The sequence below is a fragment of the Luteimonas sp. A611 genome, assembly GCF_054072715.1.
This window is the reverse complement of sequence record NZ_JBSVRP010000003.1, coordinates 74,953-94,806: the sequence shown is the minus strand read 5'-3', so window position 1 is coordinate 94,806 and position 19,854 is coordinate 74,953. Positions and strand designations below refer to the sequence as shown.

The 19,854-nt window shown below is 71.9% G+C and carries 19 protein-coding genes and 1 pseudogene; 15 read left to right on the top strand and 5 right to left on the bottom strand.

Annotated elements, in window-relative coordinates; translation table 11 throughout:
• Positions 1-35: 35 nt before the first annotated feature.
• The 8 genes from ACW5EG_RS13670 (at position 36) to ACW5EG_RS13635 (ending at position 8,005) form a co-directional block, all read left to right on the top strand.
• Positions 36-587, top strand: a complete 552-nt coding sequence (locus ACW5EG_RS13670) for a gamma carbonic anhydrase family protein (protein ID WP_457018940.1) — start codon at positions 36-38, stop codon at positions 585-587.
• 118 nt (positions 588-705) lie between these two features.
• Positions 706-1,389 carry an RDD family protein gene (locus ACW5EG_RS13665; protein WP_457022128.1) on the top strand — a complete coding sequence of 228 codons (684 nt, stop codon included), beginning with the start codon at positions 706-708 and terminating at the stop codon, positions 1,387-1,389.
• Entirely contained in the window at positions 1,386-2,462 is a 1,077-nt protein-coding gene (locus ACW5EG_RS13660; RefSeq protein ID WP_457021889.1) for a stage II sporulation protein M, read from the top strand. Before ACW5EG_RS13665 ends, ACW5EG_RS13660 begins: the two co-directional genes overlap by 4 nt.
• Positions 2,452-4,029 carry a DUF4129 domain-containing protein gene (locus ACW5EG_RS13655; protein WP_457021887.1) on the top strand — a complete coding sequence of 526 codons (1,578 nt, stop codon included), beginning with the start codon at positions 2,452-2,454 and terminating at the stop codon, positions 4,027-4,029. Before ACW5EG_RS13660 ends, ACW5EG_RS13655 begins: the two co-directional genes overlap by 11 nt.
• Positions 4,026-5,144 carry a DUF4350 domain-containing protein gene (locus ACW5EG_RS13650; protein WP_457021885.1) on the top strand — a complete coding sequence of 373 codons (1,119 nt, stop codon included), beginning with the start codon at positions 4,026-4,028 and terminating at the stop codon, positions 5,142-5,144. The genes ACW5EG_RS13655 and ACW5EG_RS13650 overlap by 4 nt, the downstream gene beginning before the upstream one ends.
• Complete coding sequence (locus ACW5EG_RS13645; RefSeq protein ID WP_457018935.1) at positions 5,141-6,130, top strand: AAA family ATPase; 990 nt, start codon at positions 5,141-5,143, stop codon at positions 6,128-6,130. Before ACW5EG_RS13650 ends, ACW5EG_RS13645 begins: the two co-directional genes overlap by 4 nt.
• Positions 6,127-7,497 (top strand): DUF58 domain-containing protein, encoded by a 1,371-nt coding sequence (locus tag ACW5EG_RS13640; protein ID WP_457018934.1) that lies wholly within the window; start codon positions 6,127-6,129, stop codon positions 7,495-7,497. Before ACW5EG_RS13645 ends, ACW5EG_RS13640 begins: the two co-directional genes overlap by 4 nt.
• A 22-nt stretch (positions 7,498-7,519) precedes the next feature.
• Positions 7,520-8,005, top strand: coding sequence for a GIY-YIG nuclease family protein (locus ACW5EG_RS13635; RefSeq protein WP_457021883.1), 486 nt, complete (start codon positions 7,520-7,522; stop codon positions 8,003-8,005).
• Between the two features lie 308 nt (positions 8,006-8,313).
• Here ACW5EG_RS13635 and aroE read toward each other — a convergent pair whose 3' ends face one another.
• The 5 genes from aroE to ACW5EG_RS13610 form a co-directional block, all read right to left on the bottom strand.
• Positions 8,314-9,153 (bottom strand): shikimate dehydrogenase, encoded by an 840-nt coding sequence (aroE, locus tag ACW5EG_RS13630; RefSeq protein WP_457018932.1) that lies wholly within the window; start codon positions 9,151-9,153, stop codon positions 8,314-8,316.
• Positions 9,154-9,369: 216 nt separating this feature from the next.
• Positions 9,370-10,359 carry a porphobilinogen synthase gene (gene hemB / locus ACW5EG_RS13625; RefSeq protein WP_457018931.1) on the bottom strand — a complete coding sequence of 330 codons (990 nt, stop codon included), beginning with the start codon at positions 10,357-10,359 and terminating at the stop codon, positions 9,370-9,372.
• Positions 10,360-10,420: 61 nt separating this feature from the next.
• Positions 10,421-10,663, bottom strand: a complete 243-nt coding sequence (locus tag ACW5EG_RS13620) for a hypothetical protein (protein ID WP_457019262.1) — start codon at positions 10,661-10,663, stop codon at positions 10,421-10,423.
• A gap of 524 nt (positions 10,664-11,187) precedes the next feature.
• Entirely contained in the window at positions 11,188-12,219 is a 1,032-nt protein-coding gene (locus tag ACW5EG_RS13615) for a chorismate transformation enzyme, FkbO/Hyg5 family (RefSeq protein WP_457018930.1), read from the bottom strand.
• Entirely contained in the window at positions 12,216-13,583 is a 1,368-nt protein-coding gene (locus ACW5EG_RS13610) for an NAD(P)/FAD-dependent oxidoreductase (RefSeq protein WP_457021881.1), read from the bottom strand. The genes ACW5EG_RS13615 and ACW5EG_RS13610 overlap by 4 nt, the downstream gene beginning before the upstream one ends.
• A 181-nt stretch (positions 13,584-13,764) precedes the next feature.
• Here ACW5EG_RS13610 and ACW5EG_RS13605 point away from each other — a divergent pair, with 181 nt between their 5' ends.
• From ACW5EG_RS13605 to ACW5EG_RS13575, 7 genes and pseudogenes are all read left to right on the top strand, one after another.
• Complete coding sequence (locus ACW5EG_RS13605; protein ID WP_457018928.1) at positions 13,765-14,034, top strand: phosphopantetheine-binding protein; 270 nt, start codon at positions 13,765-13,767, stop codon at positions 14,032-14,034.
• The gene (locus tag ACW5EG_RS13600; RefSeq protein WP_457018927.1) at positions 14,031-14,714 is read left to right on the top strand and encodes a ketosynthase; all 684 of its coding nucleotides are present in this window, start codon (positions 14,031-14,033) and stop codon (positions 14,712-14,714) included. The genes ACW5EG_RS13605 and ACW5EG_RS13600 overlap by 4 nt, the downstream gene beginning before the upstream one ends.
• Positions 14,715-14,722: 8 nt before the next feature.
• A complete protein-coding gene (locus tag ACW5EG_RS13595) occupies positions 14,723-15,559 on the top strand; it encodes a lysophospholipid acyltransferase family protein (protein WP_457018926.1) in 837 nt (278 codons plus the stop codon).
• A gap of 6 nt (positions 15,560-15,565) precedes the next feature.
• Entirely contained in the window at positions 15,566-15,874 is a 309-nt protein-coding gene (locus ACW5EG_RS13590; protein ID WP_457019260.1) for a hypothetical protein, read from the top strand.
• Positions 15,871-16,890, top strand: coding sequence for an LpxL/LpxP family acyltransferase (locus ACW5EG_RS13585; RefSeq protein ID WP_457018925.1), 1,020 nt, complete (start codon positions 15,871-15,873; stop codon positions 16,888-16,890). The genes ACW5EG_RS13590 and ACW5EG_RS13585 overlap by 4 nt, the downstream gene beginning before the upstream one ends.
• On the top strand, positions 16,793-17,455 hold the full coding sequence (locus ACW5EG_RS13580) for a LolA-related protein (protein WP_457018924.1): 663 nt from the start codon (positions 16,793-16,795) through the stop codon (positions 17,453-17,455). Before ACW5EG_RS13585 ends, ACW5EG_RS13580 begins: the two co-directional genes overlap by 98 nt.
• Positions 17,452-19,761, top strand: a pseudogene (locus ACW5EG_RS13575) (MMPL family transporter); the annotation flags it as partial. The gene ACW5EG_RS13580 and the pseudogene ACW5EG_RS13575, both read left to right, overlap by 4 nt.
• Positions 19,762-19,854 lie beyond the last annotated feature (93 nt).

Below are 19,854 nucleotides of genomic sequence, written 5' to 3'. Positions count from 1 at the left end.
GCGGCGGCGCGCGCGCCCTGCCCTACAATGCGCCCATGACATCCCGCCTGCGCCCCTACCGCGGCCGCCTGCCCCAGTTGGGCGAGCGCGTTTTCGTCGACCCCTCCGCCCAGGTCATCGGCGACGTGGTGCTGGGCGACGACGTCTCGATCTGGCCGATGGCCGTGGTCCGCGGCGACGTCAACTTCATCCGCATCGGCGCGCGCAGCAACCTGCAGGACGGGGTGGTGGTGCACGTCAGCCACGACGGCCCGCACCTGAAGGACGGCGGCTTCGCCACCGTGATCGGCGAGGACGTCACCATCGGCCACCGGGCGATCATCCACGCCTGCCGCATCGAGGACGCCTGCCTGATCGGCATGGGCGCGGTGGTGATGGACGGGGCGGTCGTGAAGAAGCACGGTTTCGTCGGTGCCAATGCCCTGGTCTCGCCGGGCAAGGTGGTCGGCGAGGGCGAGCTGTGGCTGGGCAATCCGGCGCGGCTGGTGCGCAAGCTCGACGACGCGCAGATCGAAGGCCTGTACTACAGCGCGCAGCACTACGTGCGGCTCAAGGATGACTACCTGCTCGACGCCGCCTCCCTCTGAGGGGGGCGCTCGCGTACAGTAGCCCCGTGCACGGGGAGCAGCGCAAACAGGGGCCCATGGGGCTGGACGCAGGGAAGCGCGTGCCGGACCCGGCCGCGTGCGCGGTGTCGACCGGCTGATGCTCGATACGGTCCGCGAAATCCACACGCCCGAGGGCGTCGCGCTGCGCCTGCCTGCCGCCGGACCGGTGCCGCGCGCATTCGCCTGGCTGATCGACCTGGTGATCCGCTTCGGCCTGGTGCTGCTGTCCGCGACGGTGTTCGTGATGCTCGGGCGCTTCGGTACCGGCGTCTACCTGGTGCTGCTGTTCCTGGTGGTCTGGGCCTACCCGGTCGTGTTCGAGGCGATGTGGCACGGGCAGACGCCGGGCAAGCGCGCGATGGGCCTGCGCGTGGTGTCGGCCGATGGCGCGCCGGTGGGCTGGATGGCCTCGTTCGTGCGCAACCTGATGCGCACCGTCGACATGCTGCCGCTGGGCTATGCGTTCGGCCTGGCCTCCAGCCTGGTCGATCCCTGGAGCCGGCGCCTGGGCGACATCGTGGCGCGCACGATGGTGGTGCATGCGCCGCGCCGCGGTGCCAGCGCCGCCCTGCCGCCCGCAAATGCTGTTGCCCCCGCCGTGCCGCTGCTGCCCGACGAGCAGGCCGCGCTGATCGCGTTCGCCGAGCGTGCGCATACGCTCACCCCGCAGCGGCAGGAAGAGCTTGCGGGCATCGCCGCGCCGCTCACGGGCATGGCTGGCGAGGCCGGCGTGTGGCGACTGTCGGCCATCGCGCAGTGGCTGCTGGGGCGGCGCGCATGAGGCAGGAAGCCTTCGTCGCCCGCCACGAGCAGGAGTGGCGCGGATTCGAACGCTGGCTGGAGACGCGCGGCGCGGCGCGGCGCGTGGACGGCGTGCCGCGCGACGAGGAAGTGCCCACGCGCTACCGGCGCCTGTGCCAGCAGCTGGCGCTGGCGCGCAGGCGCGGCTACAGCCCGCAGGTGACCGAGCACCTGCAGGCGCTGATGCAGCGCGGCCACGACGTGCTCTACCGCGCACCGCCACCGGCCTGGCGGCGCGCGCTGCGCTTCCTGGTCGCAGACTTTCCGCGCCTGGTCCGCGCCCAGCGCGGCTGCCTGTGGCTGGCGGCGGTGCTGTTCGTGGTGCCGGGCGTGGCGCTGTTCCTCGCGGTACAGCAGTGGCCGGAGCTGGCCCACAGCGTGTTCGATCCGCAGCAGCTGGCCAGGTTCGAGGCGATGTACGACCCGGCCGACAGCCGCCACCGGATTGGCCGCGAGAGCGGCAGCGACATGGCCATGTTCGGCTACTACATCTACAACAACGTCAGCATCGGCTTCCGCACCTTCGCCACGGGCCTGCTGGCGGGCGTGGGCACCGCGTTCGTGCTGGTGTTCAACGGCGTGGTGCTGGGCGTGGTCGCCGGCCACCTGCAGGCGATCGGGCACGGCGATCCGTTCTGGCGCTTCGTGGCCGGGCATTCGGCGCCGGAGCTGAGCGCGATCGTGATCGCGGGCGCAGGCGGCCTGCGCCTGGGCCTGGCCCTGCTGGCGCCGGGACGGCTGCGCCGCGTCGACGCGCTGGCCGAGGCGGGGCGGGTCGGCGCGCGGCTGTGCCTGGGGATCCTGGCGATGCTGGTGTTCGCGGCCTTCGTCGAGGCGTTCTGGTCGTCGACCGGATCGATCCCGGCGCCGCTGAAGTTTGGCGTGGGCGCGCTGCTGTGGGCGCTGGTGCTGGGCTGGCTGGCGCTGGGTGGGCGCGGCAATGACGCGCTGGCGCGACACGGCCGCGCCGTCATGCCGAGCGATCAGGGGATGCCGGTGTCCCGCCATGGATTGCAGCGGCGGGACGGCAAGGAACCACACCGTGCGCCTTGACCAGGTCCGCGTCGAACTGCGCCCGCGCTCGCCCTGGGAGGCGATGGAGCTGGGCAATGCGCTGGTGCGACGCCACGCACGGGCGATCTGGCGGCCGTGGGCGATCGCGACCCTGCCGGTGTTCGCCCTGCTCAACGCGGCAGCCTGGACGATGGATGTGCTGTGGCTGGCGGCGCTGGCGATGTGGTGGCTGCTGCCGCTGTTCGACCGCATCGTGCTGTTCGTGCTGTCGCGCGCGGTGTTTGGCGATGCGCCCACGACGCGCCAGACCCTGGCCGCGCAGCGCAGCGGCAGCTGGCGCGGCATCGGCGCGCGCCTGGGCTGGCGCCGGCCCAGCCCGTGGCGCTCGATCGCGATGCCGGTGGAACTGCTGGAGGGCGGCCCCGGACAGGTGCTGGCAGGCCGGCGCGCGGTGATCGTCGACGGCATCCAGGGCCATGGATTGCTGCTGGCCGGCGCCTGCCTGCTGTTCGTCGCCGTGCTGGTGTTCTCGCTGCTGTCGCTGGTGCTGATGTTCGTGCCCGAACAACTGCTGTCCGAATCTGCGCGCGCCATGTGGACGCTGGTTACCCGGGATCCGCCGCGCGCCGCGCAGCTGGCGTTCAACGCCGCGCTGTGGATCGCGATCTCGGCGGTGGAGCCCTTCCACATCGGCGCTGGCTTCGGCCTGTACCTCAACCGCCGGGTGCGGATCGAGGCCTGGGACATCGAGATCGTGCTGCGCCGGATGCGCGCGCGCCTGGCCCAGGCCGCGCTGGTGCTGCTGGCGGTGGCGGCGCTGCCGCTGCTGGCGCCGCAGGCGCAGGCGCAGGTCGGGCACGGCCTGCAGGAGCAGCGCGAGCTGGCCAGGCAGCGCGCCAGCGCCAGGGCGGACGCGGATGAGGAACAGCGCACGCCCGCGGCGACGCTGGCGCGCGTGTTTGGCGAGGACGCGGTGGTCGACCATGCGCCGTTCCGGCAGGCGGTCAAGCGCGCCTATGAGGATCCACTGCTGGACCGCAGCCGCACCCGGCTGGTCTGGCAGAAGCGGCACGAGGACACGCCCCCACCACAGCGTCCGATGCCGCCCTGGCTGCGCAAGGCGGGGCAGCTGCTCGCCGTGGCCGCCGAGTTCGGCCTGTGGATCGTGCTGGGCCTGGTGGTGCTCACCCTGGCGCTGACCGCGCGGCGCTGGCTGCCGTGGATGCGTGGCTTCGGCGCGATGCGGACGCCGGACAGCGAAGTCACCGTCAGCGCCGCGCCCGAACCCGATCTGCTGCCCGACGACCTCGCCGGGCAGGCCCGCCGGCTGTGGCGCGAAGGCCGGCCGCGGCGTGCGCTGGCGCTGCTCTACCGCGGCAGCGTCGAGGCGATGGCGGTGCGCATCGGCAGCGCGCTGGTGCCGGGCGCGACCGAGGCCCAGTGCCTGCGCGCCTCGCGCGGCATGCCCGAGCCGGCCGATCGCGAGGCCTTTGCGCGCATCGTGCGGGTCTGGCAGCTGGCGGCCTACGCGCAGCGGCTGCCGCGCGATGAAGAGTTCGAGTCGCTGCTGGGCGAGCTGTCGCTGCGCTTCGGGTGGGCGCCATGAGCCGGCTGCGCCCGCTCGCGCTGCTGGCGCTCGCCGTTGCGGCGATGGCACTGCTGGCGGCGTGGTGGAACCACAGCTACCACCGGGTGCCGGAAACGCGCGCGCTGCCGCCCGCGGGCGAGGCCGCGTACAACCCGCTGTACGCGCTGAAGCTGGCGCTGCGCGCGGACGGTGTCGATGCGCAGTCGCGGCAGCGGCTGGACCTGGCCAACCATCGCCCCGGCCGACGTGACACCGTGGTCCTGCTGGGCGATCCACGCACGCTGGCTGCGCGCGACATCGACGCATTGCTCGACTGGGTGGACGCCGGCGGCCACCTGCTGGTCACCACGCCGCGCGCCGCGCGCGGCTCCGCAGTGCGCGCGCCCGAGCTGCTGGAGCGGCTCGGGCTGGAGCTGAAGGCCGGACGCAGCCGCTGCGAGGCGCTGCACGTGCCTGGGCAGGAGCGGCACATCGAGTTCTGCAATGGCACCCGCTTCATCCCGCGCGTGGATCCGCAAGCTTCCTGGGGCGATTTCGAGGCCGGCTTCGTGCATGCGCGGCTGGCACGCGGCGAAGGGCTGGTCGACGTGCTCGCGCAGGCCGACTTCATGGAAAACCAGGGCCTGCGCGAAGTGCCGCACCTGGCCCTGACCCGGCAGCTGCTGGCGCCCAACTACGGCCATGGCCGCATCCACCTGGTGTATGCGGCCGACGTGCCGCCGCTGTGGCGGCTGTTGCTGGAACGCGCGTGGATGGCGTGGCTGCCGCTGCTGCTGGCGCTGCTGGCCTGGCTGTGGATGCGCGTGCAGCGCGTTGGCCCGGCGCTGCCGCCGCCACCGGCGGAACGGCGTTCGCTGCTCGAACACGTGCAGGCCAGCGGCGAGCACCTGCGTCGCCACGGCCTGTCCTCGCTGCTGCATGGCGCCATGCGCGACGCCTTCCTGGCGCGGCTGCGGCGCCGCGACCCGCTCGCCGCCGCGCTCGAAGGCGTGGCCCAGGCCGAGGCCATCGCCGCGCGCACCGGCCTGCCCGCGCCGGACATCGAACACGCCCTGCGTTCCCCGCGTCCGCGCGATGCCGGCGACTTCCGCCTGCGCGTGGCCCGACTCGTCGAAATGAGAAAACGACTATGACCGAAACCCACTTCCCGCCCGCGCCGATCACCGGCGATGCCCTGGTCGAGCGCGTCGCGCGCGTGCGCGACGAGGTATCGAAAGCCTTCATCGGCCAGGCCGAGGTGCTCGACCAGATCCTGGTCGCGCTGCTGGCCGGTGGCCACGTGCTGATCGAGGGCGTGCCCGGCCTGGGCAAGACGCTGCTGGTGCGGGCGCTGGCGCGCGCGCTCGGCTGCGGCCATGCGCGCGTCCAGTTCACCCCCGACCTGATGCCCAGCGACGTCAGCGGGCACGCGGTGTGGGACGCGCGCAGCGAGACCTTCAGCATGCGCCGCGGCCCGATCTTCACCAACCTGCTGCTGGCCGACGAGATCAACCGCGCGCCGGCCAAGACCCAGTCGGCGCTGCTGGAGGCGATGCAGGAGCAGCAGGTCACGATCGAGGGCCAGAGCTTCGCGCTGCCGCCGCCGTTCATGACGCTCGCCACGCAGAACCCGGTCGAGCAGGAGGGCACCTATCCGCTGCCCGAGGCGCAGCTCGACCGCTTCCTGCTCAAGGTGCTGATCGACTATCCCGCGCACGCCGACGAGGTGGCGATGGTGACCGCGATCAGCCACGACCGCGTCGCCGCAGGTTTCGACCTCGATCAGGTGGCGCAGGTGCTCGACGCCGATGGCATCGTCGCGCTGCAGCAGGGCACCGCTGCGACCACGCTCGATCCGGCGGTGATCGACTACGCGGTGCGCATCGCCGCAGCCACGCGCAACTGGCCGGGCATCGCGCTCGGCGCCGGCCCGCGCGGCAGCCTGGCGCTGGTGCGCACTGCGCGCGCGCAGGCGGTGCTGTCGGGCCGCGATTTCGTCACCCCCGACGACGTGCGCGAGATCGCGCTGCCGGCGCTGCGCCACCGCATCGCGCTGGCGCCGGAGCTGCAGATCGAGGGCCAGGACGCTGACCAGGTGCTGCGCGCGCTGCTGGCCAGGGTGGATGCGCCGCGCAAGTGAGCTCCGTACCTGCCAACGCGGGGCCCGTCCGCCGCCGTTTCCTGCCGCGGCCCGCGTCGCCCCTGGTCGTGGCCGCCGTGGCCTGGGGGCTGCTGGGCGTGGCCGCCAGCATTGGCTGGTTGGCCGCCGCCGCCTGGACGCTGGCCGGCGCCACGCTGGCGCTGTTGGTTGCGCTCGACCTCATCGCGCTGTTGCGCACGCCGCTGCCGGACGTGGCGCGACAGGTCCCCGAGGCGCTGGCGCTGGGCGTGGAGCGCGAGGTCCGTCTGGAGCTCGAACCCGGTGCGCGCGGCGTGCGCGTGGACGTGCACGACCTGCATCCGGGTGGTTGGCAGGTCGAAGGACTGCCGCGCCGGCTGAAGCTGTCGCCGGGCAGCGTGTCGGGTTTCGACTACCGGCTGCGCCCCGATGCGCGCGGCAGCTTCGCCTTCGACGGCGTGCACGTGCTGATGCATTCGCCGCTGCGGCTGTGGCGCCAGCTGTGCCTGGCCGGCGCGTCGCAGCGGGTGCGCGTATTCCCCAACTTCGCGCCGCTCACCAAGTTCGCCCTGGTCAGCGCCGAGCAGGCCTCGAGGCTGATGGGCGCGCACGTCAAGCGTCGCCGCGGCGAAGGCACCGACTTCCACCAGATGCGCGAGTACCGCGTCGGCGACAGCCTGCGCCAGATCGACTGGAAGGCCACCTCGCGCGCGCGCAAGCTCATCTCGCGCGAGTACCAGGACGAGAAGAACCAGCAGCTGGTGGTCGTGCTCGACACCGGCCGCCGCATGCTGGCGCGCGATCCTGCCCTCGAGAAGGCTGGCGGCGCGCTGGCGCACTTCGATCACGCGCTCGACGCCTCGCTGCTGGTCGCCTACCTGGCGCTGCGCCAGGGCGATGCGGTCGGCCTGCTGGCCATCGGCGGTGAGCGCCGCTGGGTGCCGCCGCGGCGCGGCATGGCCGCCATCGACACCCTGCTGCGCGCCAGCTACGACCTCGAGCCCGAGCCGGTCGCCACCGACTACCTCGCCGCCGCCACCGAACTCTCGCTGCGCCAGCGCCGCCGCGCCCTGCTGATGCTGGTGACCAACCTGCGCGACGAGGACATCGAGGACGTGCTGGCCGCGGTGCGCATGCTGCAGAAGCGGCATCTCGTGGTGGTGGCCTCGCTGCGCGAACGCGCGCTCGACGAGGTGCTTGACCAAGACGTGCACGACCTGCAGGCCGCGGTGCGCGCAGGCGCCACCGCTCGCTACCTGGCCCAGCGCGCCGCCGCCCACGACGCCCTGCGCCGCCACCGCGTGCAGGTCCTCGACGTCACCGCCGAACAGCTGCCGGCGGCGCTGGTGGAGCGCTACCTGGCGATCAAGCGGGAGGGGTTGTTGTAGGGCGGGCAGGGCGCAAGCAAGATTGACCGGCTTCGCCGTTGAAAGAACGCTTCTCCCTGCGGTCGAAATGACAAGAGGGGCTGCGGTCGAAATGGCAAACAGGCGAGGGAAAGCCAAATCCTGTCATTTCGACCGCAGGGAGAAATCTCCACAGCAGCCCGCGATCGTCCGGATCGATGCAAGGTTCAAGGAAGAACCCGTGCCGAAAGAACACCGCTACTTCGTCTACATCCTGACCAATCGCAGTCGCAAGGTCATGTACATCGGCATGACCAACGATCTCGGCCGGCGGCTGCATGAGCACCGCACGCATGCGGTCGCCGGATTCACCGCGAAATATCGCGTGGAGACGCTGGTCTCCTTCGAGGAAACCTTCGACGTGCTTGCCGCGCTGGAGCGCGAGAAGCAACTCAAGAAATGGCGGCGGGAGAAGAAGAACGCGCTGGTGGCGTCGATGAACCCGCAGTGGCGCGACCTTGGAGTGGATTTCTCCCTTCGGTCGAAATGACAACACCGGCGTTGTCGAAGTGGAACACCTGCGCTGCCCCCAACCTCTGCGCTGCCCCCAACCTCTGCGCTGCCCCCAACACCTGCGCTGTCCCCAACACCTGCGCTGTCCCCAACACCTGCGCTGTCCCCAACACCTGCGCTGTCCCCAACCTCTGCGCTGTCCACAACCTCTGCGCTGTCATTTCGACCGAAGGGAGAAATCTGCTCTCCGAAGCCCGCGCCGCACGCTACTTCCTGACCCTCGAAGGCGCAATCAATCCGCCGCAACCAGCGCTTCCTGCCACCATCACGGTCGACGCCGTAGCCTCAATCCGCCGTCACCAGCGCCGCATGCCGCGCATGCAGCTCGGCAAAGACCTCGTCGGTGTGCGGGCGCACGCCGTGCCAGAGGGCGAAGCTCTCGGCGGCCTGTTCGACCAGCATGCCCAGGCCGTCGATGGCGCGGTGGGCGCCGTGGGCGCGGGCCCAGGCCAGGAAGGGGATGGCGGCCTCGCCGTAGCTCAGGTCCACGGCCACGCTGCGCATGCCCAGCAGCGACCGGGGCAGGTGCGGCAGTTCGCTGCCGCGCCCGGCCGAGGTGGCGTGGACCACCAGATCGAATTCGCCCAGCTCGCGCAGGTCGGCCATGTGCCGCGGATGCACCCGCGCCGGATCGCCCAGGGCGTCGGCCAGCGCGTCGGCGCGCTGCGGGGTGCGGTTGACCAGGAACAGGCTGGCGATGCCCGCGTCCAGCAGCGACGGCGCGATGCCGCGGGCCGCGCCGCCCGCACCGATCAGCAGGGTCCGCCGCCCGCGCAGGTCCAGCTGGTGGCGGCCGGTGAGGTCGCGCACCAGGCCCGCCCCATCGGTGTTGTCGCCGTGCCACTGGCCGTCGAGCCGGGCCAGGGTGTTGACCGCGCCGGCCCGGCGCGCGCGCGCGGTTGTCGTCGCGCTGAGTGCGAAGGCCGATTCCTTCAGCGGCAGGGTGACGTTGGCGCCTGCGCCGCCGGCCGCGGCGAAGGTCTCCAGCATCTCGAAGAAGCGTTCGGGCGTGGCATCGATCGCCTGGTACTGCAGCGCGATGCCGACCTGGCGGCCGAACGCGGCATGGATCTGCGGCGAAAGCGAATGCGAGACCGGATGGCCGAACACGGCGAACTTGCTCATGCAGTCTCCTCGAGGTGTCGGCCCGGCATGGGCCGGGGCGCAGCGCGCTGGCCAGACGCAGCATAGAACGTCGGTGCGGGCCTTTGCACGGCGCAGCGCGGCAGCCGGCGCCTCGCGAAGGGTCACTGCCGCCGGCGGCAGTCGGGATCTGCGGCGTCCCCGCACCGCGCCCCGGACGGCCCTATCGCTGCAAGCTTGCGGACGTGGCTCGCCAGCTCAGCCCTCGCGCAGCCAGCGCGCCGCGTCCAGCGCGTAGTAGGTCAGCACACCGTCGGCGCCGGCGCGGCGGATCGACAGCAGCGCCTCCAGCGCGCAGGCGCGCTCGTCCAGCCAGCCATTGGCTGCGGCGGCCTTGAGCATCGCGTACTCGCCGCTGACCTGGTAGGCGAAGGTCGGCACGCCGAACTCGTCCTTCACCCGGCGCACGATGTCCAGATAGGGCAGGGCCGGCTTGACCATCACCATGTCGGCGCCCTCTTCGAGGTCGAGCGCGACCTCGCGCAGGGCCTCGTCGCTGTTGGCCGGGTCCATCTGGTAGGTGGTCTTGTCGGCCTTGCCAAGTGCGGAGGCCGACCCGACCGCATCGCGGAACGGGCCGTAGAAGGCCGAGGCGTACTTGGCGGCGTAGGCCAGGATGCGGGTGTCGACGAATCCGGCTTCCTCCAGCGCGACGCGGATCGCGCCGATGCGCCCGTCCATCATGTCGCTGGGCGCGACCACGTCGGCGCCGGCGCGCGCGTGCGACAGCGCCTGTTGCACCAGCGCGTCGACCGTGGCGTCGTTCATCACGTAGCCGCCGTCATCGAGCAGGCCGTCCTGGCCGTGCGCGGTGTAGGGGTCGAGCGCGACGTCGGTGATCACGCCCAGCTGCGGGAAGCGCGCCTTCAGTGCGCGCACGGCGCGCTGGCACAGGCCGTCGTCGTCCCAGGCCGCGGCGGCGTCGAGCGATTTGGCCTCCGGCGCGGTCACCGGGAACAGCGCCAGCGCGGGAATCCGCAGTTCGCTGGCGGTTTCGGCCACGCGCAGCAGCTCATCGATCGACAGGCGCTCCACGCCCGGCATCGAGGACACCGGCGCGCGGCCGGCCGATTCGTGCACGAACACCGGGTAGATCAGGTCGTTGGCGGTGAGCACGGTCTCGCGCATCAGCCGGCGCGAGAACTCGTCGCGGCGCATCCGCCGCAGTCGTGTGTCGGGATAGGCCATGACGGACATTCTACGCGCCGCCCCATGCCCAGGGCGGCGACGGAATGTCCCGCCAGCGCCGTCAGATCAGGCCGCCGCCCAACCCCAGGCGCCAGATCGCCACGAAGATCACGATGCCGTTGAGCACCAGTCCGGCCTTGGCGCGGCCGCGTCGTCCGCTGCGGGTGAACAACAGCCCGGCCGCGGCGATGATCGCGCCGACCGCTGCGAACGGAATCAGCAGCCAGTTGGTGATGCCAACCAGCGGAATCAGGGCGAAGACCATCCAGACCATCGCAAGGATGCCCCAGACCAGGCTGATCATTCCCATGTGTGTTCTCCAAGAGTGCAGGCGTGATGCCCGGTGACGGGACGGCGGGTGCGAGACGATTGTGACCCAACGGGCGGCGGCGGGCCTGCAGCCGCTGCTTCGCATGGCGAGACCCGATGCGATTGGACGGGATGCGCGGGCCTTCTGGTCGACGCCGCGCCCTGTCGGCCGGGAATCGCTTTTCACTCGGTCAGGGCATCGTGCCCTGACTCGTGCGCAAAACATCCATGTTTTGCTTGTCGCGCCCCCCGGCCGCCAGGACGCGGCTCACCGCTCCTGCTGTTGCGATGCTTCGGTAGCGGCTTCGAGCTAGCGCAGGCGGGGTGGGCGTCCTGACCTCCTCGAGTGCGCTTTGCTTACCGTGTCGCAGAAGCGCTGGACTCCACAAACCGAAGTGATGGCGCCATCCCCGCCCGGGGCGCTGCGGCCCGTCCGGAGGCTTACTGGCGGACCCGCGGTGGAGATCTCTCCCTGCGGTCGAGATGACAATGTCGCGTGGCGGGCGCGGGAACGGGCGCTCAACCCGCGTCGTGCACCCCGTCGATCTCCACCGCCAGTTCGCGGCGGCAGATCGCCGCGTGCAGCAGGATCCGCGGCACGCGGTCGCCGAAGCGCGCGTCGAGGGCGCGTTCGACCACGGCCAGGTCGGCGCGATCGCGCACATAGACCTTGAGCCGGGTACCGGCGCCGAAGCGGTCGGGCAGCCCCGGCTGGCGCTCGCGGGCGGCGCCCAGCAGCGCGTCGAAGTTGGCGAAGGTTTCGTCCAGCTGGGCCAGCAGCTCGTCGGCGGCATGGCACGAGGCGTGCCCGACCACCGCCGCGGTGCCCGACAGCAGCAGCGGCATCGTGCCGCCGGGCGGCGGCAGCATCGCGCGCGCGAAGCTCGGCGGCTGCGGGCCGTACTGGCGCGGGTAGCGGTAGGCGCTGACCTGGCGCGGATTTTCCACCGGCGCGCCCGGCGCACGCGCGGCCAGCCAGTAGACCTGCACCGTGCGTGCGTCGTCGCAGCGGCCGATGGCGGTGGCGGCCGGCAGCGACGTGGCGTCGAAATCGCCGAGCCCGCGCGCGCGCCCGACGCAGAACTGCCGGTAGCGCTCTGCGTCGCCCTCGCCCAGGGTGATCGCGTCCAGGTAGTTCCAGATCCGCAGCAGATGCGGGTACTCGCTGCCGCCGATGAAGCGCGTGAGCTGGCGGTAGGCGTGGTCGGCGGCCAGCAGGATGCCGCTGTTGTCGCCATCGCCGGTGTGCCCGGCGGGTTCATCGACCTCGATCGCGCCAAACAGCAGCTGGCCGTCGCAGGACCAGGCGATCTCGCCCTCGTGCCCGCTGCGCACCGGCGCCTGTGCGTGCCAGACCTCCAGCGGCGCGGGCCCGTATGGCTGCAGCGGCACGCGCAGGTAGCGCGGATCGTCCAGCCGCGGCGCGCCATCGCCAAAGCCGAGCACGGCCAGCACGTCGCTGCGCGTCAGCAGTTCGGCGGGGCCTGCGTCGTCAACGTATTCCACGCGCAGGCGTGGCGCGGGCGGCGGCACGGGCGCGGGCCGGCTCACGGGTTGCCCTCGTGCAGCGTGTCGCCGCTGAAGCTGGCGCCGACCTGGCGGCGGCGGGTGAGCCAGCCGCGCAGCGCCTGCGGCGCGATCGCCACGGCATTGAGCATGTAGATCATGCGGAACAGGTACAGGCGCCAGCGCACCTCGCGGTTGTCGAACACGTCGCCGGCCAGCATCGAGACCACCGCCTGCTCCAGCTTCCAGTCGTTGCGCGGTGCCGAGAACAGGCGCTGCATGACCGGCGTGGTGAAGCGGTGGATGAACCAGGAAAAATGCTTCAGCCCGCGGCGCAGGCGCCGGTCCATCGCCTGCTGCAGCGCCGCCTCGCGCGAAGGTTCGCGCAGCGCGCCATCGACCACGTCGACCGCGTGCTCGGCGCTGTTCATGGCCAGGTAGACGCCCGAGGAAAACACCGGGTCGATGAAGGCGAAGGCATCGCCCGCCATTACCCATCCCGGACCGTGCATGCGGCTGCATTGATACGAGTAGTTGCCGGTGGCGTGCACCGGCGCCACGCGTTCGGCGTCCTGCATGCGCTCCCACACGCTGGACGTGCGCTGCAGGGTCTGCAGCAAGAACGCCTCGTTGTCGCCGCGGCGCTGCTTGAGGTATTCGGGGAAGCACACCGCGCCGACGCTCATCACGTCCTCGCGCAGCGGGATAAGCCAGTACCAGCCGTACTCGAAGCGGTCGATGGTGATGTTGCCGGTGTCCTCGCCTTCGCGCCGGCGCACGCCGCGGAAGTGGCTGAAGATCGCCGCCGACTGGTGCCTGGCGCTCTTCTGCTTGAGCTTGAACCTGCCGCCCAGGAAGGTGTCGCGGCCGCTGGCGTCGACCAGGTAGCGCGGGTGGAACGCCAGCGCCTGCCCGTCCGCGCCGGTCGCATGGACCTGCGCCGGACGCCCGTCGTCGCCGGTGTCCACGCGCTGCACCCGGGTGCGCTCGCGCGCGTCGACGCCGTTGGCGCGGGCGTGTTCGAATAGCAGTTGGTCGAACTCGGAGCGGCGGATCTGGTAGGCGTGGCCGAATTTCGGCGAGAGCGCCCGGTCGAAGCGGAACACGTGCGTGGTCCCGTCCCAGGGCTGGCCGGGCATGTGCACCGGGAAATCGGCGCCGGCCTTGTACACGCCGATGGCGCGGACCTGGTCCAGCACCCCCAGGCGCTCGAGGATTGGCAGGTTCATCGGCAGCAACGATTCGCCGATGTGGAAGCGCGGATGCGCATCCTTCTCCAGCATGACCACGCGCCAGCCGCGGCGGGCCAGCAGGGTGGCCGCGGTGCTGCCGGCGGGACCGCCGCCGATCACCAGGACATCGCAGTCCACGGGAACTGCAGGGGCGGCGGGCGTTTCGGGGATGGCCATCCGGGATTGGGCGGGCGCATGTTGGCTGAACGGGTGCGCATGATAGCGGACGCCCCGGACGCTTCCTGAAGGCGCGGAGCCTGCAGCGACCGCCGGCCGGAGCCTGCTGCGGGCGCGTTCGCGCTTGCGCCGGGCGGCCCGATGCAGGATCGTTGCGGCCCTGTCACACAACTTCCGTGCCATGCCTGTGCAAACCGATGCCGAACGCGAACTCGCCGACCTGCTGGTCGACAGCCTGAACCTGGACGGCGTGGTGGCGGCCGAAATCGACCCGGAAGCGCCGCTGTTCAATGCCGGGCTGGGCCTGGATTCGATCGACGCGCTGGAGCTGGCGCTGGCGATCAGCAAGCGCTACGGCTTCCAGCTGCGCACGGATGCGGACGAGAACCGGCGCATCTTCGCGTCCCTGCGCGCCCTGTCCGAACACGTCCAGCAGCATCGAACGACTTGATTCTTGTATTCCAGATCGTCCTGGCGGTGGCTTACGCGCTGCTGGCGCATGGCGCCAGCGCCGGCGGCGACGAGCGCCTGGCCCTGGCCGCGGTGCTGGTCCTGGTCGCGCTGATGATGGCCCTGCCGCTGCTGCGGCTGCGGGCGTGGGCGTTCCCGGTCACGGCCCTGCTGCTGGCCGGGAGCTGGTGGCTGTACCGGGCCGGGCTGGTGACGCTGCCGCTGCTGGTGGCGCCGGTGGCCTTCGTGGCGCTGGTGGCCTGGGTGTTCGGGCGCAGCCTGATGGCCGGCCGGGTGCCGCTGATCACCCGCATCGTGTCGGGCCTGGACGGGGTGCCGCCGGAGCGCCTGCCGCCTGACGTCGCCGCCTATGCGCGCACCCTGACCGGGATGTGGACCGGCGTGCTGCTGCTGCTGGGCCTGGCCAACCTGGTGTTGGCGCTGCTGGCCGAGCCGGCCGGCCTGCTGGCGCAGGCGGGGCTGGCATCGCCATATCCGATCACGCACGAGCAGTGGTCGTGGTTTGCCAACCTGCTCAACTACGGCCTGGTCGGCGGCTTCTTTGCGCTGGAGTTCCAGTGGCGGCGGCGCCGCTTCCCCGACCGCGAGCAGGGTTTCGTCGGTTTCCTGCGTCGCCTGGGCGGGCTTGGCCCCGCCTTCTGGCGTGATTTCCTGCGCTGATGGACGGCATGGGCGGCCCCGGGCTCCGCACCGACGCGCACGACGCGACCCTGTCCGCGCCCGCGATCGGGCGTGAGCTGCCGGCCGCGCAGGCGTGGCACGCGGGAATCGCGGCCGTGGCCTGGCGGATCTGCAACGCGCTTCAGTTCGTCTACGCCCTGGTCTGGACGGCGGGCTGGATCATGCTGGCGCTGCTGGTGCGGCCCTGGTCGGGTCCGCGCGCGCGGCTGCCGCTGCGCATGGCCGCCCGCTGCTGGGCGCCGGGACTGCTGTTGGCCGGGCCTGTCCGGCTGCAGATCGAGGGCCGGGAGCGGATCGACTTTTCGCGCCCCTGCCTGTTCGTGGCCAATCATCAATCGATCATCGATATCTGCGCGCTGTTCAGCGCGATCCCGGTGCCGCTGCGCTTCCTGCTGAAGGAGGAAATGCGGCGGGCGCCGTTCGTGGGCTGGTACGCCTGCGCCACGGGCATGCTGTTCATCGTGCGCGACAGCGTGCGTGCCGGCGCCCTGTTCCGGCGCCAGGCCGCGGCCCTGCTGGCCGACGGCCAGAGCCTGTGCCTGTTTCCCGAGGGCACGCGCAGCCGCAGCGGGGAGATGGCGCCGTTCAAGGCCGGCTCGCTGCAGCCGGCGATCGACGCCGGCGTGGACGTGGTGCCGGTGGCCCTGTACGGCACCGGCCAGGTGCTGCCGGTGGAGGGCCTGTTCCGGGCACGTCCCGGCACCATCCGGGTCGGCTTCGGCGCACCACTGCCCACGCGCGTGGACGGACGCCCGGTCGCGCGCCAGGAACTGGCCGAGCGCGCCCAGGCGCGGGTCCAGGCGATCCTCGACGGCTGGGAGTAGGCGGTGCTGGAGTTCGTGATCGAGCCCGTGCATCCGTGCCTGCCGGGCCACTTTCCCGGCCGGCCGGTGGTGCCGGGCGTGGTGGTGCTGGACCGGGTCGTGGCCGCGATCGAAGCCATGCATGGCCCGCTGCCGTCGCTGCGGCTGCCGCGGGTGAAGTTCCTGCAGCCGCTGTTGCCCGGCGAGCGCGCGCGGATCGAACTCGAGCAGCTGGCGCCATTGCCGGATGCGCGCTGGCGGTTCCGCGTGCTGCGCGCGCAGGCGACAATCGCCAGTGGAGACGTCGGCGCAGGGGGCGCGCGACCGCAGCCATGAGCGTGGACTGGAAGCAACGGCCCGAAGGCGGTGGACGCCTGGCGGTGTGGGTGATGCGCGCGGTGGGCCGCCACGGCGGACGTCCGCTGGCGCGCCTGCTGCTGTACCCGGTGAGCCTGTACTTCCTGCTGCGGCGCGGGCCGGAGCGGCGCGCTTCGATCGCCTTCCTCGACCGCGCCCTGGGCCGGCCGGCGCGGCTGCGCGACTGCGCCCGCCACGTGCACAGCTTCGCATCGGCCACGCTCGACCGATTGTTCCTGCTCGACGGCAAGGAAAGCCGGTTCCGCATCAACGTGACCGGGCTGGAGGCGCTGTCGAGCAAGGTCGACGAGGGCCGCGGCGTGCTGCTGTTCGGTTCGCACCTGGGCAGCTTCGAGGTCATGCGCGCGCTCTCGCGCCAGCGCCCCGGTCTGAAGCTGCGGGTGGTGCTGGACAAGGCGCACAGCCAGGCCATCACCCAGATGCTCGACGCGCTGGCGCCGGAAATCGCCGCCGGCGTGATCGACGCCGGCCAGCCCGGCCCGGCGCTGATGCTGCAGATCCAGCAGGCGGCGAGCGAGGGCGCGCTGGTGGCGCTACTGGTCGATCGCACCTTGCCGGGGCAGCGCGCGGTGCAGGTGCCGTTCTTCGGTGCGCCGGCGCGGTTCCCGCTGGCGCCGTGGCAGATGGCGGCGGTGCTGCGGCTGCCGGTGGTGCTGGGCTTTGGCCTGTATCGTGGCGGCAACCGCTACACGCTGGCGTTCGAACCCTGCAGTGACGGCATCGACCTGCCGCGCGGGCGTCGCGACGAGGCGCTGGCCGCGCTCATCGAAGGTTACGCGGCCAGGCTGGAATATCACGCCCGGCAAGCGCCCTACAACTGGTTCAACTTCTACGATTTCTGGCATGTCGATGAACAAGAGCAACCGCCAAGCGGGATTGCGCAGGACCCCACCCAGCCGGACGCGACGGCTGGCGGCCTGCCTGTGCCTGCTGGCGACCACGCCGCTGGCGTGGGCGCAGGCAGGCCCGGATAGCGCGGCGATCCTGCGCGGACTTGCGCGCCCGGTGCCGGCCGCCACGGCTTTCGTCGAGGTGCGCGAATCACCGATGCTGAAGGCGCCGCTGCGCCTGTCGGGCGAATACCGGCGCCCGGATGCCGCCACCCTGGTGCGCGAAGTGCGCGCGCCCTACAGCGAGACCACCACCATCCGCGACGGCCACGCCATCCTCGCGCGCGCCGGCAAGCCCGAGCGCCGCTTCGCGCTGTCGCGCGCGCCCGAGCTGGCGGCGCTGCAGACCAGCTTCGGTGCGCTGCTGTCGGGCGATGTCGAGGCGTTGCGCGCGCACTACACGGTCGACGTGCAGGGCACGGCCGCGCGCTGGTCGCTGCGCCTGCTGCCGCGTGATGCAAAGCTCGCGCAGCGGCTGCAGGATATCGTCCTGCACGGCGGCGACGACGAACTGCGCTGCATCGAGACCACGCCGGCCAAGGGGCCGGCGCAGCGCACGCTGATGGCAGGTGCCGCGCAGGCAGCGCTGCGCGCAGGCGACGACGCCGACATCGCGGCCCTGTGCCGCGGCGACCACGACGCCGGATGAGTGCCCGCGCGCGCCTGGCCTGTGCGCTGGGCTGGATGGTGCTGCTGCTCGCCGTGGGCGCGTGGCTGTCGCAGACGCTGTCGTTCAGCGGCGACCTGCGCCGCTTCCTGCCCGATCCGCGCACGCCCGAGCAGACGCTGCTGATCGACGAGCTGGGCGAAGGCCCGGGATCGCGCCTGCTGCTGGTCGCGCTTGCAAACGCGGATGCGGAAGAGCTCGCTGCGCAATCGCAGGCCATGGCTGCGACGCTGGCGGGCGATGCGCGCTTCGGCTTCGTCGCCAACGGCGCCGGCGGCGGCCTCGACGCCATACCCGAAGGCTTGCGCCCGTACCGCTACCTGCTCTCGCCGACGCTCGATGCGCAGGCGCTGGATGCTGACTTCCTGCGCGCGGAGATCGAACAGCGCGTGCAGGACCTGGGCTCGCCCGCGGGCGAGCTGATCGAGCCGCTGCTGCCGTCCGATCCCACCCTGGAAACGCTGCGCCTGGCCGAGGCCTGGCTGCCGGCGCGCGCGCCGCAGACCCTGCACGAGGTGTGGTTCGACCGCGCCGGCGCGCAGGCGCTGCTGCTGCTGGAAACGCGCGCGGCCGGCTTCGATCCGGACGGCCAGCGCGAGGCGGTCGAAGCGATCCACGCCGCCCATGCTGAAGCGCGCGGCGAAGGCGGCGGCACGGTCGAGCTCAGTGGCCCCGGCGCGTTCGCCGACGAGATCGGCACGCGCACCGCGCGCGAGGCCGGCTGGATCGGCGCCATCGACAGCATCGGCCTGGTGCTGCTGCTGTTGATCGCCTACCGCAGCTGGAAGATCCCGCTGCTCGGGGCGCTGCCGCTGGCCAGCGCCGGGCTCGCCGGAATGGCCTCGCTGGTGCTGCTGTTCGGCGACCGCGTGCACGGCATCACCATCGCCTTCGGCTTCACCCTGATCGGCGTGGTGCAGGACTACCCGATCCACTTCTTCAGCCAGCAGCGCGCCGGGCTGTCGCCGTGGCACAGCGTGCGCGCGCTGTGGCCGACCCTGGCCACCGGTGTGGCGGCGACCTGCATCGCCTATCTCACCTTCCTGTTCTCCGGGGTCGACGGGTTGCGCCAGCTGGCGGTGTTCACCATCGTTGCGATGGCCACCGCGGCGCTGTGCACGCGCTTCGTGCTGCCCGGGCTGATCGATCCCGAGCAGCGCGACGTTGCCGGATCGGCGCGGCTGCAGGCGCTGTGGCGCGGAATCGAACGACTGCCGCGGCCGCGCTGGTCGCTGCTGGTGATCGCGCTGCTGGCGCTGGCGGTGATCGCCTGGCGGCCGGGCGCGTTCTGGCAGAACGACCTGGCGAAACTGACGCCGGTGCCCGCGCCGCTGCTGGAGCGCGACGCGCAGCTGCGCGATGAGCTCGGCGCGCCGGACGTGCGCTACGTGCTGACCGTGCAGGCAGGCGACGCGCAGGCCGCGCTGCAGGCCAGCGAGCGGCTGCGGCCGGCGCTCGATGCCCTGGTCGAAGCCGGCGCGCTCGATGCATACGACATGGCCGCGCGCTACCTGCCCAGCGTCGCGACACAGCACGCGCGCCAGCAGGCGCTGCCCTCGCCCGCGGTGCTGCGCGGCTCGCTCGATGCCGCACTGGTGGACTCGCCGTTCCGCAGCGATGCCTTCGAGGACTTCCTCACCGACGTCGCCACCGCGCGCGCCGCGCCGCCACTGCAGCCGGGCGATCTCGACGGCACGCCGCTGGCCTCGACGGTCGAGGGCCTGCTGGTGGGAGGCGAGGACCGCGCGACCGCACTGGTCTCGCTCAGCGGACTGCACGACGTGGAGGCCGTTGCGCGCGTGGCCGCGGCCAACGGCGCGCGCCTGCTCGACATGAAGCAGGCGTCGGAGTCGCTGGTGGCCGACTACCGCGCGCGCATCCTCGGCGCGCTGGCGCTGGCGGCGCTGCTGCTGGTGGCCACGGTGTGGATCGCGCTGCGCAGTCCGCGCCGGACCCTGCGCGTGCTGCTGCCGATGGCGCTGACCACCCTGCTGGTGCTGGCGCTGCTGCGCGCGATCGGCGTCGAGCTGACCCTGTTCCACCTGATCTCGCTGATCCTGGCCGCGGGCCTGGGCCTGGACTACGCGCTGTTCTTCGAGCACGCCGGCGATTCGCGCGAAGACCAGCTGCGCACCCTGCACGCGGTCATCGTGTGCAGCCTGATGACCATGCTGGTGTTCAGCCTGCTGGCACTGTCGAGCATCCCGGTGCTGCGCGCGATCGGCAGCACGGTCGCGCTGGGCGTGCTGTTCAATTTCGTGCTGTCGCTGCTGGTGTCACGCGCTCCGGGCGGTGGTGGGGCAGGTGGTGCCGCGGCAGTACAGGGTGTGTCCACGGAGATATCTGCCGACGCGCATGCAAACGTACCGCAGTCGGCTCCA

Coding starts and splice junctions, on each gene's coding strand:
- hemB (WP_457018931.1), bottom strand. CDS start 10,359: ATGGCCTATCCCGACACACGACTGCGGCGGATGCGCCGCGACGAGTTC.
- ACW5EG_RS13620 (WP_457019262.1), bottom strand. CDS start 10,663: ATGATCAGCCTGGTCTGGGGCATCCTTGCGATGGTCTGGATGGTCTTC.
- ACW5EG_RS13610 (WP_457021881.1), bottom strand. CDS start 13,583: ATGGCCATCCCCGAAACGCCCGCCGCCCCTGCAGTTCCCGTGGACTGC.
- ACW5EG_RS13605 (WP_457018928.1), top strand. CDS start 13,765: ATGCCTGTGCAAACCGATGCCGAACGCGAACTCGCCGACCTGCTGGTC.
- aroE (WP_457018932.1), bottom strand. CDS start 9,153: ATGAGCAAGTTCGCCGTGTTCGGCCATCCGGTCTCGCATTCGCTTTCG.
- ACW5EG_RS13585 (WP_457018925.1), top strand. CDS start 15,871: ATGAGCGTGGACTGGAAGCAACGGCCCGAAGGCGGTGGACGCCTGGCG.
- ACW5EG_RS13670 (WP_457018940.1), top strand. CDS start 36: ATGACATCCCGCCTGCGCCCCTACCGCGGCCGCCTGCCCCAGTTGGGC.
- ACW5EG_RS13645 (WP_457018935.1), top strand. CDS start 5,141: ATGACCGAAACCCACTTCCCGCCCGCGCCGATCACCGGCGATGCCCTG.
- ACW5EG_RS13665 (WP_457022128.1), top strand. CDS start 706: ATGCTCGATACGGTCCGCGAAATCCACACGCCCGAGGGCGTCGCGCTG.
- ACW5EG_RS13660 (WP_457021889.1), top strand. CDS start 1,386: ATGAGGCAGGAAGCCTTCGTCGCCCGCCACGAGCAGGAGTGGCGCGGA.
- ACW5EG_RS13595 (WP_457018926.1), top strand. CDS start 14,723: ATGGGCGGCCCCGGGCTCCGCACCGACGCGCACGACGCGACCCTGTCC.
- ACW5EG_RS13650 (WP_457021885.1), top strand. CDS start 4,026: ATGAGCCGGCTGCGCCCGCTCGCGCTGCTGGCGCTCGCCGTTGCGGCG.